The organism is Enterococcus sp. DJ147D b (assembly GCF_058216655.1).
In genome coordinates, this window is the sequence record NZ_CM177104.1 from 1,646,926 (window position 1) to 1,669,811 (window position 22,886).

The following is a 22,886-nucleotide window of genomic DNA, read 5'->3' on the forward strand; positions in this document are numbered from 1 at the left end:
TGTTGCTTTTTTCAACTATTTTCTTTAGCTTCGTAATCCTCGACCCTTTTCGATTAAATACCAGCAGACACTATAAAGGACAGCAATAAACACAATCAAAATGAAAATTGAAAAGATGATCGGCACGTCAATCGTTCCAAGGAATCCGTAACGAAACCCTGATATCATATACACAATCGGATTGATTTTTGAAACAGCTTGCCAAACAGGTGGTAACATCGAAATTGAATAAAAGACACCACCGAGATAAGTCAAGGGTTGCAGCACAAACGTCGGCACGATTGAAACATCATCATAAGACTTAGCAAAAATACCGTTAAGTAAACCTGCCAATGAAAATAAAATAGCTGTCATCAGTAACGTGAGTACGACCATGGTCCATGAATAAACATGTAGTGGAACAAAAAAGAGCGAAATAATTGTTACCAATGTCCCAACTAAGACACTACGACCCAAACCACCAATGACAAATCCCCATATAATCACATGTGTAGGCACAGGCGCTACTAATAATTCCTCAATATTTTTTTGGAACTTTTGCGAAAAGAAAGAAGAAGAAACATTCGCATAAGAACTAGTGATTGCAGACATCATGATCAGACCTGGCACAATGAATTCCATGTAAGAAAATCCACCCATCTCACCAATTCGTCCACCAATCATTTTCCCAAAAATAATAAAATATAAAGAAGTCGTGATAACTGGTGGTACCAACGTCTGAACCCAGATACGCAAATAGCGATTTGTCTCTTTGACTGCTAAACTTTTAAGCGCAGTTAAATATAAATTAAACATTTTTTTCCTCCACATGACCATTTTCTTCTGTAATTTTCAAGAACAATTCTTCTAGACGATTGGATTTATTCCGCATTGAGAGTACCTTGATACCATTTTTTGTCAATTGTTCAAAGATTCCATTCACCCCTTGATTACGCTCGACCTCAACTGCAAGTGTTTGATCATCTTCCCAAAAATGCTTGTAGCCTAATAATTCAAATGAATTGGTATGTGGTTCTAAATCAAAAATAAAAGTTTCATATTGTAATTTTGATAACAAATTTTTCATACTAGTATTTTCAATCAATTCTCCTGCTTGAATAATTCCAATATTTCGGCAAAGCATTTCTGCTTCTTCCAGATAGTGGGTCGTCAAGATAATTGTCGTTCCATGTTCATTTAATTCTCGCAAAAATGTCCACATTTCTCGTCTTAGTTCAATGTCAACTCCGGCTGTTGGCTCATCAAGAATAAGTAAACGAGGTTCATGCATCAACGCGCGCGCAATCATTAATCGTCGTTTCATTCCTCCAGAAAGCATCCGCGCACGAACATTTCGTTTTTCCCATAAGTTTGATTGTTTTAAATATTTTTCACTTCGTTTCAAGGCTTCTTGCCTCGAAACACCATAGTATCCTGCTTGATTGACAACGATTTGTTGCACTGTTTCAAACGGATTGAAATTAAACTCTTGAGGGACTAATCCTATTTGTTGTTTGGCGCGCACTAAGTCAGTATCAAGGTCATAACCAAAAACACTTACTTTTCCAGAAGTTTTATTGACTAATGAAGTAATAATACCAATCGTCGTAGACTTACCGGCACCATTTGGCCCTAGTAGGGCATAAAAATCTCCTTCTTCTACAACTAGGTCAATACCTCTTAAGGCTTCAACACCTGTTGCATATACTTTTTTTAATTTGCTTATTTCTAACGCATAAGTCATGAATTTTCTCCCTGTAAATTGAATTTTCTTCTCTCAAAAGAAGTGCATGTGATTCAGTGATCGTTTCGTTTAGTTGGATCAAACGAGTACAATCAACGAACAAAATAATTTTAGCTTGCTATGATTACGCATCTATTTATGCGTTAGTTAGGAAAGAGGTCCTGCATTGCTTTTAATAACTCTGAAGTCTCTTCTTTTTTCAAAAAATAATAATGCCACTTACGATCCTTCTTAACTGAAACGATTCCTACAGACTCTAAAACTTTCATGTGGTGTGAAAGAGTTGGTTGTGTAAAATCAAAATGATCTAGAACTTCACATGCGCACATTGGCCCCATTGAAAGTAGTTCAATAATTTTAATTCGATTAGGTTCAGCTAATGCTTTAAACATTTTTGACATTTGCTCATGATTCATTTCCTTTTCTCCTTTGCTAACAACTACTTTAACCAAACATCGCTAAATCATATACATTGATAACCATCTATGTATTATCTCTGTTTTTTTCTTTTACGTCAATCTCATTGATTCAAAAAGAACTAAAAAAGTTACAAGAAACATCGAAATGTTTCTTGTAACTTTTTAATCAAACTTATTTTGTTTCGCGGTGCAAAGTAACTTTGCGTTCGCGTGGGCAATATTTTTGTTTTTCCAAACGATCTGGATTGTTACGTTTGTTTTTGCTTGTTAGGTAGTTACGTTCTTTACAAGAAGTACATTCTAATGTGATGTTTACGCGCATGATTTTCCCTCCCATACTACTAGAATCCTCTAAGATGACTCTCAGACTTGATAATTTTACCATGATTGTTATGAGAAATCTACCCTTTTATGTCAATTTGTTAAGTAGTTTTACTTGACGTTTTTTCATTTCAACTATTATTTATTGATTAAATCCAGTTTATTTTAGTCATTTTTTTATTTTGACAAGTAGTTTCACTTGAAAAAACTATTTCAAAAGAAACAGCCAAACCAGTTTAAAACTGATTTGACTGTTTCCAAAATAAGTTATTTTGCTAGATACATATCATAATATGCGTCTGTGATTTCTTTAGCTATTGTTAAATTCATGTGGTCCTTTTCATCTGTTAAGTTTGGTAAAACCACGCTGATTGCGATTTCCGGATTATCCGTTGGGCCATAAGCTACGATATTACTATTGACGGTAGTGATGTCAGGATGCCCTTCTGCAATCGTCTCTGCCGTACCAGTCTTTGCTGATAGATCCATTTTTGCACCAGCTAATGGTTTTGCAGTGGTGTAACCATCTGTTCCATGAACTACTTGATGGAAACCTTCGCGAAGAATTGCCATATTTTCTGGTGAAATAGTGACTTCATTTTTAACAGTTGTTTCGATTTTTTTCTTTTGTTCACCTAAGTTCCCATTCTCATCATTTCCGTAAATCCCAGAAACGATATGCGGTTGGATTCTTTTCCCACCGTTGGCAACAGTTGAAGCATATTGTGCTAATTGGATTGGTGTATACGTATCAAACTGACCAAATGCTAAATCGGTAAAGTTACCAGATGTGTACCACTCACCATCATTATCTTTGTTGAATTTTTTCATGAAGTCAACTGAACGAGAAATCCCAGCTGATTCATTTGGCAAATCAATCCCTGTTGTTGTTCCCAATCCGAATTCTTTAAATGAAGTTCGTAATTCATCGTAAGCTTTTGCTTCTTCATCAAGACCAGGAAGCCCCATATTTGGTGTGTATTCCAATCCTAACATTTTTAAAGCTACTTTGATCATATACGTATTTGATGACAACTCTAGTGCTTTTACTGCATTTAGTGCAACTTGACCACTTCTATTAAAGACAGAACTTTTTTCAGCCGAACCTTGTAATTGAATTGGTTCGTCGATTAAGACTTGGTTTCCACTAATTACACCTGTCTTCCAGCCAGCTGCCAATGTTCCTGCTTTGACTACAGATCCTGGAGTAAACGCGTTGGTGATCGTTCCCAGTGCATTCTCAGTGATTTCTCCTGAATTTTCTTCATGGCTAAAGCCAGCCAATGCTAATACTTCCCCAGTTTGTGGATTCATTGCAACGGCATATGCACCTGGAGAATATTTGGCTTTGCCATTATCAACTAAAGCTTGGAAGTTTCGTTTTAAAATTTCATCGACTTTATTCTGAAATTCTGCATCAATCGATAATTTTAAATTAGAGCCTTTTTCGCCTGCAAAAATTTCTTTTTGACTTGAAACATTTCCTTCGTTATCTAATTTTACTTCATATTGTGTTTTTGTTCCTTGTAGCACATCTTCATATTGTTTTTCTAAATAACTTTGACCAACACGATCATTTCGTGAATAGCCTTTTGCTAAATAAGCATCGATTTCGTCGGCAGGGAGTCCTTGTTTCTCTGTTGTTACACTACCCAAGATACTTTTCATTGAATCGGCAGCTAAGTATTCACGCGTCCAATCGACACCCGTTGAAACTCCAGGCAATTCTGAAGCATTTTCGGCAACTACCGCTAATTCACGATCTGTTACACCAGAATTTTTGATATACACTGTATTTAACTCGTACGCGCTGTTCATCCGCTTAAAGATGGTTGCCATCTTCAATTGTTCTTCATCGAAATTGATTTCTTCATCGGTTACTTTCTCCACTGTTGCTGCATATTGTTTGCTATTATCTAGTTGCTTTTCAGCAGAAGAAAGACGCTTCGTTGCTTCCGCTAAATGATCAGCGTCTGCTAACCAAAAGTCTTTTTTGTCACGAGCCGTCAGGGAGTCATCAACTGGAACATCAATTAGTTCATTCAATTTTTTCGTTAATTTCAATAAGTCCGTGGACGTCATCTGTGAACCTCGAGTAAAGGTAATTGCCTGATTTGCTTGATTTTTGACTAAGGCTTTGCCAGTAGCATCATAAATCATGCCACGAGGTGAACTTTCTTGAACGGTAATTGTTGAAGAAGATTTAACTTTAGCTTCCATCGTTTCACCATCAACGATTTGTAAATAACCCAATCTAGCAATCAATGCTACGAATAACGTAAATATAATAAAGAAAAGAACATTTAAACGAAAAGGGACATGGGAACGCCGATAAGGTTTATTCCTCGGTTCTTGTGTTCCCTTTTTTAACTTGTCAAACCAAGAATTATTTTTTATTTTTTTCATAAAATCTTTCATTATTTCCTATCCTTCCCGCATACTTACATTCACGAAAAATTATAACCAAAAAAGTATGAATAACAAAGAAAAAATCATCAGTTGATGAAATTCTTTAACGAAATTCAAGATACCAGAATTCTTTTGTTTCACAACAGGCGAAACATAGTCAAGAAACCTTGATTAAAAACTCATAATTTTAAGTGTTTTTTTGAAAAAAACGTTTCCTATCCTTGTGAAACATCTTCAAAAAAATCAACACTGTGGAAAACTTTCTCCACACAAATTTCCTTCTTCACAAAAAAAAATCAATTTTTTTTACATCACCTATTTAAAATACTGCTGAATAGCTTCACGTGTTTGAGCCACTTTTTCGCTTAAATATTCATTTTTTGCCATGTAAAAATAAAAAATGATATCAACTGTCGCAAACTGTGCCAACAGCGAGTTTGTAGCCGCACTTCGATTCGTGATTTCTTTAGGTCGAGAAGTTTGAACAGTCACATCTGCTAATTTACTTAATGGATTGTTTCCAAATTGAGTTAATACGATTACTTCGATGTTCAATGATTTGGCTAATTCCCCCAGAGCGACAACATCCGCACTTTTTCCCGAATTTGAAACGAGCCAAAGGACTTTTTTTTGTTCGTTGCTGACTAATTGAGGCAGTAACACATGGATATCTTTTTCAAAGATAATTGGTTTACCCACTCGCGACCACTTTTGTAAAATGTCTTCGACAACCAAAGAAGAAGCGCCCACACCATAAAGAAAAACGGTTTCTGCTTCTTCTAAGCTCTGGACAACTGTTCGAATAGTCTCTTCTTCCAAAATGTCGACTGTTTCTTTGATCGCCACTTGTGCATTGTTTCCCAGTTTATTTTTGATCGAATAAAAAGATTCATTTGGTTCAATGTCACTAAAGCCTTCAACTAGTCCTGTTTGTAATTCTGTCGAAACAGTGATTTTGAAATCTGTTAGACTTTGAAAGCCAATTTTTTTCGAAAAACGGACAACTGTCGGTGCACTTGATCCAGCTGCTTCTGCTAAATCATTTGCAGTCATTGTTGGAACTTTTTCTACATGATCGATAATATAATTTGCCAGTTTCCTTTCCGCAGAGGAATATTCTTCCATCATACTTTCGATACGACTAATTACACTCATAAGTCACCATCCATTTAATTAGAGTCACTTTAGTATAACATACGAAAATTTTTTTCATTTGATTCTATCAATAAAAAATTAGTTAATTTATTCGTAAAATTCAAAATAAAAAAGCTAGGACACTTACGCATCCTAGCCTACCTTTGCAAAATATTTAGCCTTCGCGACTGTAGTTTTTCACTTCAGCAGCCATTGCATCAATAAAGATATTTAAGTCTTCGACAGAAGTTTCTTTACTTCCATAACGACGAACGTTAACAGTTGCGTCATCCAATTCTTTGTCTCCAACAACTAATTGATAAGGAATTTTTTGTGTTTGTGAAGCACGAATCTTGTAACCCATTTTTTCATTACGATCATCAACTTCCACGCGTAAGCCTTTCATTTGAAGACGTTCTTTGATTTCATACGCATAATCCCCATGTGCTTCGACAGAAACAGGGATAATTGTTGCTTGAATTGGTGCTAGCCAAGTTGGAAATGCACCTTTGTAAACTTCTGTTAGATAAGCAACAAAACGTTCCATCGTTGAAACGATTCCACGGTGAATAACTACGGGACGATGTGTATTTTCACCATCTTCACCTACATAAGTTAAATCAAAACGTTCTGGCAACAAGAAATCTAATTGAATAGTTGACAATGTTTCTTCTGTTCCCAAAGCTGTTTTTACTTGAACATCTAGTTTTGGTCCGTAGAATGCTGCTTCGCCTTCTGCTTCAAAATATTCAAGTTCTAATTCATCCATTGCAGCTTTCAACATTTCTTGTGCCTTTTCCCACATTGCATCGTCATCAAAATATTTATCTGTATTGTTTGGATCGCGATAGCTTAGACGGAAACGATAGTCCGTGATGTTAAAGTCCGCATAGACAGCTACCATCAATTCAAGCGTGCGTTTGAATTCATCTTTGATTTGATCTGGACGTACAAAAGTATGACCATCATTCAATGTCATTTCACGTACACGTTGTAATCCTGAAAGTGCCCCAGATTTTTCATAGCGGTGCATCATCCCTAATTCAGCAATACGAATTGGTAATTCGCGATAAGAATGGATATTGTTTTTATAAACCATCATGTGGTGAGGACAGTTCATCGGACGTAATACTAGCATTTCGCCATCGCCCATATCCATTGGTGGGAACATGTCTTCTTGATAGTGATCCCAGTGTCCAGATGTTTTATAAAGTTCCACATCACCCATAATTGGTGTGTACACATGTTGGTAACCTAAACTAATTTCTTTGTCTACGATGTAACGTTCAATCGTACGTCTGATTGTTGCACCTTTTGGTAACCAGAATGGTAACCCTGAACCAACTTCAGGTGAAACCATAAATAAACCAAGTTCTTTCCCTAATTTACGATGATCTCTTTCTTTTGCTTCTTCACGCAAGCGAATAAATTCTTTCAATTCTTTTTTGTCAAAGAATGCAGTTCCATAGACACGTTGCATCATATGATTATCTGAATTTCCGCGCCAGTAAGCACCTGCTACTGATAATAACTTGAATACTTGGATACGTCCTGTTGACGGAACGTGTGGGCCACGGCATAAATCAATGAATTCTCCTTGTTGATAAGCAGTAATCACTTCATCATCTGGCAATTCAGTGATCAATTCTACTTTATAAGGATCACTTGCAAAAATTTCTAGTGCTTCTTGTTTGGATAGCACACGGCGTTCGATTGGCAAGTTTTCTTTAACGATTTTCATCATTTCAGCTTCAATTGCTGGTAAATCTTCCGCTGTAACTGGGTTTTCACCATTGTCAGTATCGTAGTAAAATCCTGATTCGATCGCTGGTCCCACACCAAAATGGATAGTAGGATATAAACGGCGCATTGCTTGAGCCATCAAATGAGCAGCAGAATGACGAACTAATCCAAGTGCGTCTTCGTGATCAGGGGTCACAATTTCAATTGTTGCATCTTCTTCGATTGGACGGTCTAAGTCAACTAATTGACCGTTCACTTTACCTGCTAATGCTTTTTTAGCTAAACTTTTTGAGATGCTTTCAGCAATTGCCAAGGTTGTAATTCCAGCCTCGAACTCTTTGACTGCGCCATCTGGAAAAGTAATTTTTAACATAGAAATTCCTCCTTTGAATTTTGATTGACTCGATTCGACAAAAAAAGTCCTAGTATCTAAACAGATACTAGGACGAAAATTTCGTGGTTCCACCTAATTTTGAACACAAAAATGTGTTCCTCGAGCGTGTTAACGGTTCGACCGCCTTTGTTTCAACAAAGGTTTCGAAAGTGGTCATCCTTTGGTTTTCTTCTGGAAAAGTTTCAGCCTAGCTTTTCCTCTCTAATAGAAGACTCTCAAATTCAGTTGTCTTTCTCATCAATCAATTATGTGTTTATTTAACCACTAATATTTAGAAAAAGCAAGTGTGAAATCAGACTTATTTTTTCCATTCTCCATTTACACCATAAGTACCTTTTTTCATTTCATTGATAATGACATGGATATGCTCTTTTGGTGCATCTGTATTTTTATGAACTGCTTCAGTAATATCTTTCATCATATTTTCTAGTTGTTCTGGGCTACGACCTTCGACTAATTCAACATGAACAAACGGCATCTCCTTCACCCCCCTTCACAATAGTTCATTTCTTTCTTAAGATAAAAACAAAAATAGACATCCTACAGCTTATGAACCTTCTACATTTGGTTTTCAATGTAAATATCAATTTTTTAACTAGCTGACGTTGTTCTTTTCGTACTTTATATTAGCACAAAAACAAGATAGATTTTAATTGTTTCGATACATTTCTACGTAACAGATAAAACTTTCTAAATATAAAAAAACAAGCAAGGTACATTGAATTTCAGTTTCACTTTTCGGAATAAACATATGTTGAAAACTAAAAATAAAGCCGTACTTGATGGTCATCCATTTTTACTGATCTTTTGAAAAAAGTAAAATAGAGTAGCTATCATACCAAAATTGAAAGCAAAAAAATAATGAGTTGTATACAAACAAAGCAACATCAGTAAAACAAAAATGAGTTAAGATAAAGCTTTTTCTTTACCTTACTTTTAGCTACTATTGAATACATCGCTTTTCTCATTAATTTTTATATCTTTCCTCCTTTTGTATTTCAGTTTAGAAACATTGGTTTTGATCCATTCGTTGACATAGTTTTGTCGTTTCTTGATTATAGTTTCTCGATTATAACAAAAGGATTAGTTAGCTACAAACTAACCAATCCTCATTTATTCTTCATCAATCAAAACACTTGCAGCAACTATTCTACATTTCCACCATCCTCAGATAGAAATTCCAGTTGCTCTTCAATCAGGTCAACTGTTTTCTCCAAAGCATGAATACTAGCCCCTGCTAAAATAAAAAGTTTTGATTTTCTTATCATTTGATATATCCTACGATCATTTCTAGTTTCACTTTATTTTTTGAAACAATTAAATAATAAAATAAAGCCATTACTTACTAAAAAAATTCTGAATCCTTTGTAAAGGTTTCTCAAAAATCGATTTGTTGTCTTCTATCGTATTCAACTACTTTTTAGCACGTAGCGCACTTAAAATCGAAACGGTATCAACCACTTCTTGTAACATAGCTCCTAATAGCGCAGGAATTACGCCAAAGCTTGCAATCAGCATTAGTGCAATACAAATAAAAATACCAATCAAGACTGATTGACGTGCAATGCGCATCGTTTCTTTGGCAATCAGGACAGCTTCAGGAACCCGCGTCAAATCATCTTTTAAAATGACCACATCTGCACTTTCACTAGCTGCAGTTGCTCCATGTGCCCCCATTGCAATACCAACATCTGCTGCACTTAGCGCAGGTGCATCATTAACACCGTCGCCAACCATCGTCACTGGTCTTTGTTTCTCAGGAACATCCGCTAAAATTTGCCATTTGTCTTGAGGTAAACATTGCGCATGGACTGTCGTGATTCCGACTTTTTCGGCAATTGTTTGCGCCACCGTTTGGTTATCGCCGGTTAGCATCATCACCTGTTCCAAATGAAAATCTTTCAATTGATTAATGGCGTTCGTTGCCTCGGGACGAATCACATCTGCAAAGTGGATCGTACCAACAAATTCTCGATCAAAAGCAACATAAATAATGGTTTCTGCAGAAGCAATTTCTGTTACACCCAACCATTTTGCTCTGCCCACTTGGATAAAGTGATTATCAATCATTGCTTCAATTCCTTGGCCAACAATTTCTTTTAATTCTGAAGTTGGCAACAGTTTTTGATTTTTTGCGTAACTAACTAATGAACGGGCTAAAATGTGGCTTGATTCTTGTTCTGCACTAGCTGCATACACTAATAGTTCTTCTTTTGTCCATTTCCCAGTTGGTCGAACTGCTGTCACTTCCAGTTGTCCTTTGGTTATCGTGCCAGTTTTATCAAAAGCAATCGTTTTAGTCACTGCTAGCTTTTCAAGCGTAGTACCATTTTTAACAACGATCCCATTTTTACTCGAACGACTCATTCCGGCAACAAGTGCGACTGGAGCAGCCAAAATCAACGGACAAGGCGAAGCAACAACTAAGACTTCTACAAATCGATGCGGATCACCTGAGAGCCACCAAGCAATTCCGCCAATGAGATAAGCTACCAATGTAAATGGGACTGCATAGCGATCTGCCATTCGGACAAATTTTGCTGGTTTTTCTTTTGATTCTTGAACCAGATTAAGGATCAATTGATATTGGCTATCTGCTGCACGTTTTTCGACTCTCATTTCTAGCGAACGATCACCATTGATTGAACCAGACAATAACGTATCGCCAATCGTTTTAGTGATTGGTTGTGATTCACCTGTTAATGAAGATTCGTCTATTTCTGAACTTCCTTTGATCACTCGGCCATCCACAGGGACTGTTTCTCCTGGCTTAACAACTAATTTGTCGTTGATTTCAATTTGATCAACTGGGAATTCTTGCCAGTTTCCATTGATCCACTTATGTGCTATTTGAGGTGTATTGTCAAGCAGTGCTTGTAACTCTTTACTTGCCTTTTGATTGGCGTAATCCTCTAGACTATCCCCACCAGTTAACATGATTAAAATCATCAAGCTCGCCCAGTATTCTCTCACTATTAGTGTTGCTACAATCGCTGTAATTGCTAGAATATCCACACCATATTTCCCAGAGCGTAACGTTTTGATCATTTCAAGAAACATCAAAAAGGCTAGAATACCACCAGTAATTGCGATCAAAAAGAATGCTAGTTGAGACTGATGAAAAACAAACTCACTGATCAACGCTACTCCACCAATCAATAATGTGAAAAGAAATTTTTTTAAATGTGTCATTTTTTCCAACCTTCTTTCACTTTCAAGCATAGGCGTTCTTTTCTCCTTTTTAAACTGATACGTGCTAAATGAAAACAACTATCATTCTTGTTTATCCTTCCACTTTTTTAAGTTATTTTGACTAACCTATCGTCAAACTTTTTACTAACTTTTAAAAAATACCTTTTTTCCCATAATTGTGCTATACTTTTAGTTCGTTATTTAAGGCGGAAGGAGCAAATAAGCCATGAATGAAAGACAAATGGAACAAGCACATGTGGACGAAACCGTTCAATTGATCCAGCTTGAACAAAAATTATTAAACAGTAAGCAACACGAATTGACCCAAGAAATGAATACCTCGACAAAAGAAACAGCGAATCATCGCATCCGAGCTGGTTCTAACGAGGCATTTTACGAGTCTGCTGTTGAATACCGCCAACATGAACAAGAATTACTATTAAAATATCATACTCTCGATGCACAACAACATCGTTTGCAAACGCTAGATGTCATGCAAGGAAATCCTTATTTTGCCCGTATTGATTTTAAAGAAGAAAATGAAGCAGAAACTCTTTATTTAGGGATTGCTTCTTTACGTGATTTGACCGAAGAAACAATTGTCATCGATTGGCGTGCACCAATCGCTAATCTTTATTATGAAGGCGAAATCGGACCTGCCTACTACGAAACGGATGTCGAACGCATGACCGTTGAGTTATTACTTAAACGACAATTTAAAATCCAAGACGGCGAACTTCTCTCAATGGTAGACACTTCTGAAGTAATCAATGATGACTTCTTACTTGAAATTTTAGATGAAGCATCAAGTACTCATATGAAGAACATCGTTTCAACGATCCAAAAAGCACAAAATGCAATCATTCGTGATACTACTAGCAAGGTAATGCTGATTGAAGGAATCGCAGGAAGCGGAAAAACCTCTGCGTTACTTCAACGAATTGCGTTTTTACTTTACCATAATCGGAAGTGGTTAAATGCGGAACACGTATTGCTATTTTCACCCAATCATTTATTCTCTGACTATATTTCAACTGTCTTACCTTCTCTTGGTGAAAGCGGCGTTCCAACCAAAACATTTAGAAACTATATGCAAGAACTGCTACAAGACTATTCACTAGTTGAAGAAGACCAACAAGAACATGGATTTTTATATGGAAAGAACGATCCAATCCATGACTTAAAGAACGGTTTGACACTAGTTGAACACATCCACACCTATGTAAAAGCAATCACAAATTATGGACCTTTATTCCGTGATATGAAAATCAATGGACGAACGATTCTTGCAAAAGATGCTATTCGAAAATGGTACCAAGAAACGAATAATTTGTTACCATTACACCAACGTCTTTCTTTACTTCAAACAAAACTACTTAAAAAATTAGGTGGTTTGCAAAAGGACGAAACACGTCAGCAATGGGTCAAAGATTTAGCTGAGGAACAATTACAAGAATTATACGCAACTGATCCCAACCTTGAGTACACAGAACAAAAAGAGAAATCCTTACGCAAAAAACTGGCGAACCAAATCGTACGTAAAAAATTTCGTCGTGTTCATCGCGGTATCACAAACTATCAATTTGTGAATATGCCTAAACAATACCTGCATTTTTTACAAAGTGTTCCGGAAAACACACTTGTTTCTCATGGTATTTCTAACGAACAATGGACACAGCAAATTGCAGGGATTCGTCTGAATTTCCGTCAAAAACAAATGAAACAAGAAGATGCTGTTTTATTCTTCTTGCTTATGCGTCGCACATTCCCAGTTACAATCACTCAAAAAGCACGCTATGTTTTTATTGATGAAATGCAAGATTTTGCACCATCTCAGGTTGCTCTACTTCAAGCACTTTATCCAAAAGCAAACTTAACTTTTTGTGGCGATCTCAATCAAAATGTCTTTGGTAACGAGACTATTGTCGGTTCTCTTCCACAACTTTTTGAAAATCAAGAGGTCACACGCTTCCAATTAACAACTAGTTACCGTTCGACTAAAGAAATCACTGATTTTGCGAACCATTTCTTATCAAAAGAAGATCGTGTCGAAACAACTGCTCGAAAAGGTGATAAGCCCGTCATCATTGAAGCGTCAACTGCTGAAAAACAACTTCATTGGTTTGAGGAAACACTTGAACAAACTCAAGTCAAAGCGAAACATTGGCGGACGGCAATCATTGCTAAAACACAAGAGGAATGTCAACAGTTATATGAGCAATTCCCTGAAAGCTTGAAGCAACAAGTTCAATTGATTCTTGATGAGGAAGACTTCATGAAACGTTCAATTATTTTGCTACCTGCCTTCTTGGCAAAAGGACTTGAATTTGATCGCGTCTTCTTATGGAATATCACCGAAGAACAATTCCACACAGAACAAGACAAACTCATCTTATATACGATGTGTACACGCGCAATGCATGAATTGACACTGGTTACTTCATTCAATAAGAGTCCATTATTGAATGCGATTGAGCCGCTGACTTATAGCAATGAAGTGATATAATTTATTTTATAAAAAAGAGGTGTGACCAATTGGTCACACCTCTTTTTTGGCACTAAATGTTTTGCACCATAACCGCTTTTATGCTGTACAGATTACCTCTACACATAGTATTCTGCAACGAAAATTTTTGTATTTATTCAGGTATCTGCAAATCTGTTTCCGGATACTTTAAACTAACTAAAGACACGATCATTCGTAATTCTTCAATGTTTTCTGGAAATTCAGGATCAAATACTTTACTATGACGTCCCACTCCACCATTATCAATCAAACGATAAATCCGATTCCAGTCAATAAATTGTTCAATTGTTTGAAAATGACTGATTGGATATCCTCCGCTGTCCAAAATTTCGGTCAAACGAAACACGAGATAGGCACTGTCGATGATTTTCTTTTTAGATGAAGTAACAGTCGGATCTTGTTCAATCAAAATTTTTTCTGGTTGATGTTTCAAACTCCATTCTAACAACAAAAAGAAAGCTTCCATGCGGTACGCATCGTTAAACAGCTGGAAAGATGTTTCAGTATTTTTAAACAATAGTGGAATCAAATAATTCTTTTGATAAATGAGCATAGGTACTCGATCAATCGAACATTCCAAATAACGATTCAAATAACCTATCCCAGTATAGTTTCCTAAACGATAGCCTTCTACACCAAATCGTGCATACTTATGTGCAATAGCTGAACAATCAGCAATATTTACCGCTAGTTCTTCTACTTTTTCGTAACCGCTTAATATTCTATCGAAAGGTTCCAAAATTATTTTTGCTTCCATCATTATTCCTCGCCCAAGTTCCAATATACTCTGTATCATTCCAAAATAATACCTGTAACCCTATGATACCACAGGTGAAATGGAATAAAAAACAAAAATAAACTAGTAAAATCTTTCTTTTATCAAAAAAGAAGCATGGCATCAACTCGCCATACTTCTTTGATTTGAAGAAGTTTAAACAAACTAGAAAAACTCCTAGTCGTCCAACTCCACATTATGGAAAATATTTTGAACATCTTCAAGTTCATCTAACGCATCGATCATTTTTTCAAATTGTACTAAATCATCACCCGTTAAAGTAATTTCAGTTTGTGGTAACATTTGAATTTCTGCAATAGAAAACTCTGTAATGCCTTTTTCTTTCAATGCTTCTTGGATAGCGTGGAAATCAGGCACTTCACCATAAACGATAATTTGTCCTTCTTCTTCGATGACATCACGAACATCGATATCTTTTTCCATTAAATATTCAAGAATTTCATCCGCATCCTCGCCAGCAAAACCAAAAATAGCTGTGTTATCAAACATATAAGAAACGGCACCAGAGACACCCATGTTTCCACCGTTCTTACCAAAAGCTGCACGAACATCTGCAGCAGTTCGGTTTACATTGTTTGTCAATGTATCAACAATCACCATTGAGCCATTTGGTCCAAATCCTTCATAGCGCAATTCAGAATATGTTTCATCTCCTGAACCTTTTGCTTTTTCAATGGCGCGGTCAATAATATGTTTAGGCACATTATAGGTTTTCGCACGATCAATAACGAAATGTAACTTTTGGTTAGCGTGTGGGTCAGGTTCACCTGATTTCGCTGCCGCATAAATTTCAATCCCGAATTTTGCATAAATTCGACTGTTGTTTGCATCTTTAGCAGTTTTCTTTGCCACAATATTAGCCCATTTACGACCCATATTTTCACTTCGCTTTCTCTTTTTCTAGTTCCGTAACGCAAAAACGTCCTGTTTCATTATACTTGTGAATCCAAGTTCTGTGAAGCTTTTTTTCATTATTCCCAATTTATCAAACGATCAACAAATTGTTTTCACTTCTTCTTCGTCTGAATTGGCATTCGCCCAAAATTTTGTTCAGTCAACTGACTGTTCGCTAAGCAATAAATTTGATCGCTACGAATTAATAGTTTTGCTTCTGTCGCTTCTTTTCTGCCTATTCGTGAATATATAGGAGTCGTTTCTTGTTTTGTTTCTTTCAGAAACTGTCTTCCCACTTCAGTAAATCCCAATACGTGAAGATAATTTTTTTCTTGCTGCGCTAAAATTTCAGACTCTGTTATGTTTAATAACACGTAGCAAGCCAATCGTTGGATTCTTGTCCAAGTATAACGCTTTGTTTTAACCAAAGACACAAAAGAATGAAAATTCGTCGCCTGCTTTGCGGCTTCTTGTAATCGAATCTCTAACCCTTCCGTCATTTGATAAATTTCCTTCAGTTTTGTTGCATTCGTCGATAATAATTTATAACGTAGATACGGCCAAAGTTCATCCCAAGTTTGCGTTGATTTCGTTAGTAAATCTTGAGCTGTTACTTCTGGGACAACATGTTGAATTTCAGCTTTCTTAGCAACAGCTTCCCGAATGGCAGTTGCACTTGCAATCGTCTCATCAGAAATTTCTTTTTCGTGATACTCAGCACTTTTTCTTTTGATTGGATGAAGTGCCATCGGTCGTTCATACCTTGCATTTTCCTTGGCATAGCTCAAACCTAAAATATGGTTGGGCGAAGAAAAATCAAGTTGCGCATCTTGCAGTAGGGTGCGAAAAACCTCTGTCATTTTTTGCGGATAGCTGATTTTTTGATCGGCTAAATTTTGAAATGCCTGATCAATTTCATGTTGGTTGTTCCAAACAAATTTTCCAAATGACTCGTAGTCAAACTGCGTCGTGTTTTCTGTTCCAAAACATAAGGAGTCACAGCCTATATCTTGTAACAACCTCACTGCACCTTTTGCAAAATAATCGGCTGATTGAACTGCCCATTCAACAGGTAATTCAATAACTAGATCAACACCATTTTGTAATGCTTCATTTGCACGCTGCCATTTGTCAAGAATAGCTGGTTCGCCTCGCTGCAAAAAATTGCCACTCATCACCGCAATGACGACCTCTGCACCTGTCTGTTTTCTTGCCATTTCTGCATGATAGCGATGACCGTTGTGAAATGGATTATACTCTACGATCAAGCCACAACTTTTCATTAGATTCCTCCTTCTTCTTTTAGTAGAAAAATGAGAAAAAAGAGCAGCGACAGTTTGTCACGGCTCCTTTTCAGTTCATTCTTTATAGGCTACAAAGAACCAGCGTTTTGTTTCTTCGTTTGGTGTTTCATCTGTAAAATCACCATAGGCCTCAACTTTTGAAAAACCACTATTTTCTAACATCCGTAAATAGCTTTCCATTGAATACGTGCGTTCTTGATGAAGCTCGTCTTCGCGGATAAATTTTTCAGGCTGATCCAAATCCTCTACAAAAAAGGTTAAGAAATGTTCAATACTATGTGGTTCTTTTCCTGGATAACTGTCCCATAAAAAAGCAAATTTTTCACTTTGATAATGGTAGCTATATTCTGGAAAAACCGTATCTACTTGATAAACAGAATGTACATCAAATAAAAAGCGTCCGTTTTCTTCCAAAGCTTGATAGACTTCATCAAAAACTTGTTGAACTTCTTGCCCATTTTCCATATAACATAATGAATCTGAATAACAAGTAATCGCTTCGTATTGTCCTACTTCTGAAAGATCTAACATGTTTCCTTCAACAAATTGGATTGCTGTTTCTTGCTCAAAAGCGCGTTGACTTGCCATCATCAACATATCTTCTGACAGATCCAGTCCAGTCACATTGTAACCAGCTTTAGCAAATTCAACAGCTAATGCACCCGTACCACAAGCAAGCTCTAAAATATTCTTTGTTTGCTCAGGTAAGTGTCTCTTTGAAAATGCCAGCCATTGTTGATAGAGCGTTTCATCCATTACTTCATCATAAATAAAAGCGAATGTTTCATAAGCCATATTAATCCAACCATTCAGAAATGTTTACAAGTGGGGCATCTGACCATAATTTTTCTAAATTATAAAATTCTCTTTCAGGTGCGTGGAAGACATGGACAATCAAATCACCTAGGTCAATCAGAATCCATTTTCCGCCTTCTTTTCCTTCAATGCGTTTCACTTCGTAGTTATTTTCTTCTTCTTTATCAATAATTTCTTCTGTGATTGCGTTCATTTGACGTTCACTATTTGCTGAGCAAATCATGAAATAATCTGCCAATAAAGAAACTTCTCTCACATCAAGTGCTAGAATATCTTCTGCACGTTTTGAATCTGCTGCTTTTACCGCAATTTGTAATTGTTCTTTGCTATCTATGATAATTTCCTCCTTAACATTTGATGACAAATTTATTTTTTCGCCACCCAATGATTGTATGTTTCGATTGTTTTTGGATAAATTTGTTGTTCTTGTTCAATTAAATGAGCTAATGTGTGCTTGGTCTCAAAAGCAACTGCTTCATCTAAGTCAACTAATGCGATTTCTCGCGCGTCTTCTACCCCAGGGAATTTTCTACCTGGTTCGATGTAATCAGCGACGTAAATGATTTTATCCAGTAAGGTCATTTTTGCTGCCCCAGTTGTATGCACTCGAATAGCATTTAGAATCTCGGGATCTGTAATGCCCAATTCACGTTCAACAAATGAAGCACCCACAAGTCCATGCCAAATCGCATTGCCATAATTTAACAAATCAGGATCAAATCCATCACGTTTGATAACTAGTACAAACTCATCATCTGGACGTTCTTTTGCATAATCATGGGTCAATGCTGCAATACTGGCTTTTTCTGGCGAACAACCATACTTTTCAGCCAATGCTATTGCCATTTTCTCTACACCCAAAACATGTTGAAAACGACGTTCACTCATTCGCATTTGGACTTTTTGCATCAATGTTTCGCGAGTATCCGCAGTATAATGACTACTATAATCCATATTGATACAAGCCTTCTTTCTGAATGTAATCAACTACTTTGTCAGGAACTAAGTAGCGAATCGAGCAACCTTGACGAACTTTTTGACGAATCTTGGTCGAACTAATGTCAATTTCAGGCACGTCGACCCAAATCACAGGATACGGCGTTTCGACTCCATAACCAGCACGCTTGATCCCCACAAAGTGGACGAGCTGAACTAATTCATCGATTTTGTACCATTTTGGTAGATACTCAACCATATCTCCGCCAATGATGAAATAATAATCTGTATCTGGATTATTCTGCGTCAAGGCTTTCATTGTGTCATAAGTATAACTTTTACCACCACGACTTAATTCAACGGTTTCAATTGCCAAAAACGGATTGTCTTCGATTGCTAGCTCAAGCATGTTCAATCGATGTGTTGCCGAAATCGTTTTTTTCTCATCAATATGTGGTGGTTGATAGGAAGGCATTAAAAATACGCGATCCAGTCCTAAATTCTGTCCAACTTGTTCAGCCATAACTAGATGTGCCAGATGGACAGGGTTAAATGTTCCACCCAAGATTCCAACTTGCCGTTTTTTCTCAAAGACTTGTGGCATTTCTTTTGGAAAAACTTGTGAACGAACAAATAGATTAGCCTGCGTACTCATTAACGACCACTCCTTAGATTGCTTTTACTTCTCGTGAAATGCGTTGATATTTTTCTTTACTTGATGGTTTGTACAGTACCAATACGCGTCCAATGATTTGAACAATCTCACATTGAACTTCTTCTTCTAAAATTCGCGCAACATCTTCAGCGATTTCATCCGTGTTTTGTAACAAAGTAACTTTGATTAGTTCACGTTTTTCTAATGCTTCATTGATTTGAACAAGCATTGCTGAGTTGATTCCGCCTTTTCCAATTTGAAAAATAGGCTGTAGGTGATGTGCTTGACTACGTAAAAAACGTTTTTGTTTTCCTCTTAATTCCATTTTTTTCCTTCTTCCTTAAATTAAAGCTTTACGCTTGATTACATCGACACCTTTAGGCGCCCATCCAGCAACAACAGCTGGCTGTGACACAGTGATCCATCCAAGTCCAGCAAAAACGATATCTGTTTTTTCTTTCACTGAAAATTCAAAACGAACGAGTTCAGGAAATTCTTCTACCTCGTCAGGACGTGGAGGCTGTAAAAGTCCACCCACATGTTTTGCGTAAAATTCATCTGCTTTTTCGAGTTTTGTTCGATGGATATTCACATCATTTGAAACATACGCAATAAATGAGCCACGATCACCATTTACAAAATCAAAACGTGCCAAACCACCTAAAAAGAGCGTTTGACCATCATTCAATTGATAAACTTTCGGTTTGATTTCTTTTGTTGGTGCAATGATGCGTAAGTCTTTTTTGCCTAAATAATGCGCCATTTGATGACGATGAATAATTCCCGGCGTGTCAATTAGCGCTTGACCGTCATCTAAAGGAATTTCAATTTTATCTAAAGTCGTCCCGGGAAATTGTGAAGTAGTAATCACGTCTTGAACACCCACCGTATTCTTGATGATTTGATTGATCAGTGTTGATTTACCGACATTCGTTACACCAACGACATAGACATCTCTACCTTCACGATATTCTTCGATTTTGGCCAGTAAATCTTCCATTTCATGTGCTTTTTTTGCACTCGTTAGCAGTACTTCGGCAGGTCTGAGCCCTACTTCGTGCGCACGTTCCGTCATCCATTGGATCATTTTAGGTTTCTTCAGTGATTTTGGTAAGATATCGACTTTATTACCTACTAATAACACTGGGTTATCACCAACAAAACGATGTAATCCCGGAATCAATGAACCATTGAAATCAAAAATATCGACAACGTTAACGATCAATGCATCCTTTTGACCTAATTCATTTAACAAACGTAAAAAATCATCATCTGTTAAAGAAACATCTTGGATTTCATTGTAGTGTCGTAATCTGAAACAACGTTGGCAATAAACTTCGCCTGATTCCAACCCTTTTTCTAAGGCAGATTGCGGTGTATATCCTAGTTCTCCTGGTCTATCTGTTTGAATAATCGAGCCGCACCCGATACAGTGTAATTCTTCACTCATTCAATTCCACCTCGCCAGCCCATATCAGGATTATTTACTAGTAAATGAGCCATGATTCTTTTTTCAAAAAAACGATTGATTTGTGTTTTCCAGCTATCCGTCTCGATAATTGGTTTGACCAAAATACTACGAATCCCGGCGCGATTTGCACCACGGATATCCGTCATGATTTGATCGCCAATCATCACGAGTTCTTCATCAGCAAGGTTCAACTTTTTCTTTGCTTGATTGATTCCTACAGCAAATGGTTTCATTGCACGAGCAATATAAAGCAAATCAAACTTTTCGATAGCTCGTTCAATTCGCTTCGAGTTATTATTTGAAACAACTACCACAGGAATGCCAGCATTCTTCATCTCTAAAATCCAATTTAACAATTCTTCTGTTCCATCTGGATTATTCCAAGCAATCAATGTGTTATCCAAATCAGTTAACACGGCTTTGATACCTAAATTTTTCAACTGTGCAGGGGTAATTTGATAGATGGCTTCTACCATCCATGTTGGTTTATAGTTTGAAAACATCTTGTCTCCTCATTTGCAAAAAATGAAGGAGCACACCAGGTACTCCTCAGCCCCTAATTATACTGCATAATCTAAAAAAAAACTACCTTTACCATCCAATCCACTCCGCACATTTTTGTATCCGTTCTCAACTGCTTGTTTTATTTTCTTTTGTGTTTTACTCTTTTGCAAAAAGAAAAACGATCACCACACGGCAATCGTTTTTCCTTTATAAAACTTTTTCAAGAAACTGCCGTGTTCTCTCTTTCTTCGTTTCCTCGAAAAGTTCTTTTGGCGTCCCTTCTTCAATCATCCTTCCATCATCCATGAATAAAACACGATCGCCAACTTCTCGCGCAAAGCCAATTTCATGGGTCACGATTACCATGGTCATACCTTCCTTTGCTAATTCCTGCATAACTGATAGAACTTCTCCAACCATTTCTGGATCTAATGCAGACGTTGGTTCATCAAACAACATTACTTTAGGTTCCATCGCAAGAGCTCTGGCGATTGCGATTCTTTGTTGTTGTCCGCCTGATAATGCTTGCGGATATTCATGTGCTTTTGCTACCAAACCAACTTTGTCAAGAAGGACTAACGCTTTTTCTTCTGCCTCTGCGCGACTGATTTTTTTTACTTTCGTCGGTGCCAGCAAAATATTTTCTAACACTGTTAAATTTGGAAATAAATTGAATTGTTGAAAAACCATTCCCATCTGTTCCCTCATTTGGTAAATATCTGTTTTTTTGTTGGTGATTTCTTGACCATCAAACAAGATTATTCCACTGGTTGGCTCTTCTAACAGATTCAAGCAGCGTAAGAACGTACTTTTTCCAGAGCCAGACGGGCCAATCACTACCACGACCTCTCCTTGAGTGATTTCTAATGTGATGCCTTTTAAAATTTCTTTTTGTCCAAATGTTTTGGTTAAGTGATTCACTTGAATAAGTGCTTCCATTGACGTCCTTCCTTTCATCGGTATCCTTTACCTAATTTGATTTCCCAAACATGCAGCAATCTCGACATCAAAAAGGTTAGAACAAAATAAATAATTGCGGCTACGTAGAGAGGTTCTAAAGGAAGATACGAATTCGAGATAACGATTTGAGCACTATTTAATAACTCGTAGATTCCAATTGTCGAAAGTAGGGAAGAATCTTTGATCAACGTGATAAATTCATTACCCATTGGAGGTAAGATATTTCTTAATGCTTGTGGTAAAATCACATATTGCATTGTTTGCATTGGTCTAAGTCCCAACGAGCTAGCGGCCTCGTCTTGCCCAAAATTGACAGCCATGATTCCACCACGAACAATTTCAGCGACATAAGCACCCGAATTCATTGATAAGACAATCATTCCCGGTATTAACCGACTAAAGTCAACATCTAGCACACCTAGAGTCAATGTTGGTGCATGAACCACGCCTTGTAACAATCCGAAACCAATTAAAATTTGGATCAGCATTGGTGTCCCACGTAATACTTCGATATAAGCATTGGCAAACCATCGTAAAGGACGAATCTTTGAAAGCTTAAATAATGCCATGACAACACCAATTACTGTTCCAAAAACAATCGTAATAACGGAGATAATTAATGTAATTAATGCACCTGACAGGAAATAGGGATAGTATATCGATAGAAATGAAAAATTCACGTAATCAA

At 36.9% G+C, this 22,886-nt stretch carries 23 protein-coding genes and 1 other annotated feature; of the genes, 1 reads left to right on the forward strand and 22 read right to left on the reverse strand.

Annotated elements, in window-relative coordinates:
- Window positions 1-24 precede the first annotated feature (24 nt).
- The 10 genes from AC4BD1_RS07805 to AC4BD1_RS07850 form a co-directional block, all read right to left on the reverse strand.
- A complete protein-coding gene (locus tag AC4BD1_RS07805) occupies window positions 25-795 on the reverse strand; it encodes an ABC transporter permease (RefSeq protein ID WP_206909183.1) in 771 nt (256 codons plus the stop codon).
- Window positions 788-1,723, reverse strand: a complete 936-nt coding sequence (locus tag AC4BD1_RS07810) for an ABC transporter ATP-binding protein (RefSeq protein ID WP_490485432.1) — start codon at window positions 1,721-1,723, stop codon at window positions 788-790. The genes AC4BD1_RS07805 and AC4BD1_RS07810 overlap by 8 nt, the downstream gene beginning before the upstream one ends.
- A 143-nt stretch (window positions 1,724-1,866) precedes the next feature.
- A complete protein-coding gene (locus tag AC4BD1_RS07815) occupies window positions 1,867-2,139 on the reverse strand; it encodes an ArsR/SmtB family transcription factor (RefSeq protein WP_490485433.1) in 273 nt (90 codons plus the stop codon).
- Between the two features lie 175 nt (window positions 2,140-2,314).
- Window positions 2,315-2,479: a 50S ribosomal protein L33 gene (gene rpmG, locus AC4BD1_RS07820; protein WP_002293909.1), complete on the reverse strand. Its 165-nt coding sequence runs from the start codon at window positions 2,477-2,479 to the stop codon at window positions 2,315-2,317.
- A gap of 251 nt (window positions 2,480-2,730) precedes the next feature.
- Window positions 2,731-4,884, reverse strand: coding sequence for a penicillin-binding transpeptidase domain-containing protein (locus AC4BD1_RS07825; protein WP_206909304.1), 2,154 nt, complete (start codon window positions 4,882-4,884; stop codon window positions 2,731-2,733).
- A 303-nt stretch (window positions 4,885-5,187) separates the two neighbouring features.
- Window positions 5,188-6,027, reverse strand: coding sequence for a MurR/RpiR family transcriptional regulator (locus tag AC4BD1_RS07830; RefSeq protein WP_206899160.1), 840 nt, complete (start codon window positions 6,025-6,027; stop codon window positions 5,188-5,190).
- 154 nt (window positions 6,028-6,181) lie between these two features.
- On the reverse strand, window positions 6,182-8,122 hold the full coding sequence (gene thrS, locus AC4BD1_RS07835) for a threonine--tRNA ligase (protein WP_490485434.1): 1,941 nt from the start codon (window positions 8,120-8,122) through the stop codon (window positions 6,182-6,184).
- A gap of 65 nt (window positions 8,123-8,187) precedes the next feature.
- Window positions 8,188-8,390 (reverse strand) — a binding site (T-box leader).
- Between the two features lie 51 nt (window positions 8,391-8,441).
- Complete coding sequence (gene thmT, locus AC4BD1_RS07840; protein WP_067480942.1) at window positions 8,442-8,621, reverse strand: 2-hydroxymuconate tautomerase; 180 nt, start codon at window positions 8,619-8,621, stop codon at window positions 8,442-8,444.
- 667 nt (window positions 8,622-9,288) lie between these two features.
- Window positions 9,289-9,411 (reverse strand): hypothetical protein, encoded by a 123-nt coding sequence (locus tag AC4BD1_RS07845; protein ID WP_490485435.1) that lies wholly within the window; start codon window positions 9,409-9,411, stop codon window positions 9,289-9,291.
- A 145-nt stretch (window positions 9,412-9,556) separates the two neighbouring features.
- The gene (locus tag AC4BD1_RS07850) at window positions 9,557-11,335 is read right to left on the reverse strand and encodes a heavy metal translocating P-type ATPase (RefSeq protein WP_490485436.1); all 1,779 of its coding nucleotides are present in this window, start codon (window positions 11,333-11,335) and stop codon (window positions 9,557-9,559) included.
- Window positions 11,336-11,561: 226 nt separating this feature from the next.
- On the opposite strand from AC4BD1_RS07850, the gene helD reads away from it, so the two are divergent.
- Complete coding sequence (gene helD, locus AC4BD1_RS07855) at window positions 11,562-13,841, forward strand: RNA polymerase recycling motor HelD (protein ID WP_490485437.1); 2,280 nt, start codon at window positions 11,562-11,564, stop codon at window positions 13,839-13,841.
- 133 nt (window positions 13,842-13,974) lie between these two features.
- Here the strand turns inward: helD and AC4BD1_RS07860 are convergent, their stop codons facing one another.
- The 12 genes from AC4BD1_RS07860 to AC4BD1_RS07915 form a co-directional block, all read right to left on the reverse strand.
- A complete protein-coding gene (locus AC4BD1_RS07860; protein WP_206909170.1) occupies window positions 13,975-14,619 on the reverse strand; it encodes a hypothetical protein in 645 nt (214 codons plus the stop codon).
- Window positions 14,620-14,814: 195 nt separating this feature from the next.
- Window positions 14,815-15,534 carry a YebC/PmpR family DNA-binding transcriptional regulator gene (locus AC4BD1_RS07865; protein ID WP_206909168.1) on the reverse strand — a complete coding sequence of 240 codons (720 nt, stop codon included), beginning with the start codon at window positions 15,532-15,534 and terminating at the stop codon, window positions 14,815-14,817.
- Between the two features lie 131 nt (window positions 15,535-15,665).
- Window positions 15,666-16,835: a nucleotidyltransferase gene (locus AC4BD1_RS07870; protein WP_490485438.1), complete on the reverse strand. Its 1,170-nt coding sequence runs from the start codon at window positions 16,833-16,835 to the stop codon at window positions 15,666-15,668.
- 75 nt (window positions 16,836-16,910) lie between these two features.
- The gene (locus AC4BD1_RS07875; protein ID WP_206909165.1) at window positions 16,911-17,651 is read right to left on the reverse strand and encodes a class I SAM-dependent DNA methyltransferase; all 741 of its coding nucleotides are present in this window, start codon (window positions 17,649-17,651) and stop codon (window positions 16,911-16,913) included.
- Between the two features lies 1 nt (window position 17,652).
- Window positions 17,653-18,036, reverse strand: a complete 384-nt coding sequence (gene rsfS / locus AC4BD1_RS07880; RefSeq protein ID WP_242589912.1) for a ribosome silencing factor — start codon at window positions 18,034-18,036, stop codon at window positions 17,653-17,655.
- A gap of 2 nt (window positions 18,037-18,038) precedes the next feature.
- Window positions 18,039-18,626: a bis(5'-nucleosyl)-tetraphosphatase (symmetrical) YqeK gene (gene yqeK / locus AC4BD1_RS07885; RefSeq protein WP_206909163.1), complete on the reverse strand. Its 588-nt coding sequence runs from the start codon at window positions 18,624-18,626 to the stop codon at window positions 18,039-18,041.
- The gene (locus tag AC4BD1_RS07890) at window positions 18,616-19,263 is read right to left on the reverse strand and encodes a nicotinate-nucleotide adenylyltransferase (protein WP_206909161.1); all 648 of its coding nucleotides are present in this window, start codon (window positions 19,261-19,263) and stop codon (window positions 18,616-18,618) included. The genes yqeK and AC4BD1_RS07890 overlap by 11 nt, the downstream gene beginning before the upstream one ends.
- 13 nt (window positions 19,264-19,276) lie before the next feature.
- Complete coding sequence (gene yhbY, locus AC4BD1_RS07895; protein WP_067480904.1) at window positions 19,277-19,588, reverse strand: ribosome assembly RNA-binding protein YhbY; 312 nt, start codon at window positions 19,586-19,588, stop codon at window positions 19,277-19,279.
- Between the two features lie 15 nt (window positions 19,589-19,603).
- A complete protein-coding gene (gene yqeH, locus AC4BD1_RS07900) occupies window positions 19,604-20,713 on the reverse strand; it encodes a ribosome biogenesis GTPase YqeH (RefSeq protein ID WP_206909159.1) in 1,110 nt (369 codons plus the stop codon).
- Window positions 20,710-21,237 carry a YqeG family HAD IIIA-type phosphatase gene (locus AC4BD1_RS07905; RefSeq protein WP_067480898.1) on the reverse strand — a complete coding sequence of 176 codons (528 nt, stop codon included), beginning with the start codon at window positions 21,235-21,237 and terminating at the stop codon, window positions 20,710-20,712. Before AC4BD1_RS07905 ends, yqeH begins: the two co-directional genes overlap by 4 nt.
- 208 nt (window positions 21,238-21,445) lie before the next feature.
- Window positions 21,446-22,177 carry an amino acid ABC transporter ATP-binding protein gene (locus AC4BD1_RS07910; RefSeq protein WP_490485439.1) on the reverse strand — a complete coding sequence of 244 codons (732 nt, stop codon included), beginning with the start codon at window positions 22,175-22,177 and terminating at the stop codon, window positions 21,446-21,448.
- Window positions 22,178-22,191: 14 nt separating this feature from the next.
- A complete protein-coding gene (locus tag AC4BD1_RS07915) occupies window positions 22,192-22,878 on the reverse strand; it encodes an ABC transporter permease subunit (RefSeq protein WP_206909156.1) in 687 nt (228 codons plus the stop codon).
- Between the last annotated feature and the right edge of the window lie 8 nt (window positions 22,879-22,886).

Bases quoted from the DNA above. Each gene is read 5' to 3' on its own strand.
- AC4BD1_RS07865 (WP_206909168.1), bottom strand. From the start codon at position 15,534: ATGGGTCGTAAATGGGCTAATATTGTGGCAAAGAAAACTGCTAAAGAT.
- AC4BD1_RS07845 (WP_490485435.1), bottom strand. From the start codon at position 9,411: ATGATAAGAAAATCAAAACTTTTTATTTTAGCAGGGGCTAGTATTCAT.
- AC4BD1_RS07850 (WP_490485436.1), bottom strand. From the start codon at position 11,335: ATGACACATTTAAAAAAATTTCTTTTCACATTATTGATTGGTGGAGTA.
- AC4BD1_RS07910 (WP_490485439.1), bottom strand. From the start codon at position 22,177: ATGGAAGCACTTATTCAAGTGAATCACTTAACCAAAACATTTGGACAA.
- AC4BD1_RS07830 (WP_206899160.1), bottom strand. From the start codon at position 6,027: ATGAGTGTAATTAGTCGTATCGAAAGTATGATGGAAGAATATTCCTCT.
- yqeH (WP_206909159.1), bottom strand. From the start codon at position 20,713: ATGAGTGAAGAATTACACTGTATCGGGTGCGGCTCGATTATTCAAACA.
- AC4BD1_RS07905 (WP_067480898.1), bottom strand. From the start codon at position 21,237: ATGTTTTCAAACTATAAACCAACATGGATGGTAGAAGCCATCTATCAA.
- AC4BD1_RS07810 (WP_490485432.1), bottom strand. From the start codon at position 1,723: ATGACTTATGCGTTAGAAATAAGCAAATTAAAAAAAGTATATGCAACA.
- rpmG (WP_002293909.1), bottom strand. From the start codon at position 2,479: ATGGGAGGGAAAATCATGCGCGTAAACATCACATTAGAATGTACTTCT.
- AC4BD1_RS07875 (WP_206909165.1), bottom strand. From the start codon at position 17,651: ATGGCTTATGAAACATTCGCTTTTATTTATGATGAAGTAATGGATGAA.
- AC4BD1_RS07870 (WP_490485438.1), bottom strand. From the start codon at position 16,835: ATGAAAAGTTGTGGCTTGATCGTAGAGTATAATCCATTTCACAACGGT.
- AC4BD1_RS07815 (WP_490485433.1), bottom strand. From the start codon at position 2,139: ATGAATCATGAGCAAATGTCAAAAATGTTTAAAGCATTAGCTGAACCT.
- yqeK (WP_206909163.1), bottom strand. From the start codon at position 18,626: ATGGATTATAGTAGTCATTATACTGCGGATACTCGCGAAACATTGATG.
- AC4BD1_RS07805 (WP_206909183.1), bottom strand. From the start codon at position 795: ATGTTTAATTTATATTTAACTGCGCTTAAAAGTTTAGCAGTCAAAGAG.
- thrS (WP_490485434.1), bottom strand. From the start codon at position 8,122: ATGTTAAAAATTACTTTTCCAGATGGCGCAGTCAAAGAGTTCGAGGCT.
- AC4BD1_RS07890 (WP_206909161.1), bottom strand. From the start codon at position 19,263: ATGAGTACGCAGGCTAATCTATTTGTTCGTTCACAAGTTTTTCCAAAA.
- thmT (WP_067480942.1), bottom strand. From the start codon at position 8,621: ATGCCGTTTGTTCATGTTGAATTAGTCGAAGGTCGTAGCCCAGAACAA.
- helD (WP_490485437.1), top strand. From the start codon at position 11,562: ATGAATGAAAGACAAATGGAACAAGCACATGTGGACGAAACCGTTCAA.
- yhbY (WP_067480904.1), bottom strand. From the start codon at position 19,588: ATGGAATTAAGAGGAAAACAAAAACGTTTTTTACGTAGTCAAGCACAT.
- AC4BD1_RS07860 (WP_206909170.1), bottom strand. From the start codon at position 14,619: ATGGAAGCAAAAATAATTTTGGAACCTTTCGATAGAATATTAAGCGGT.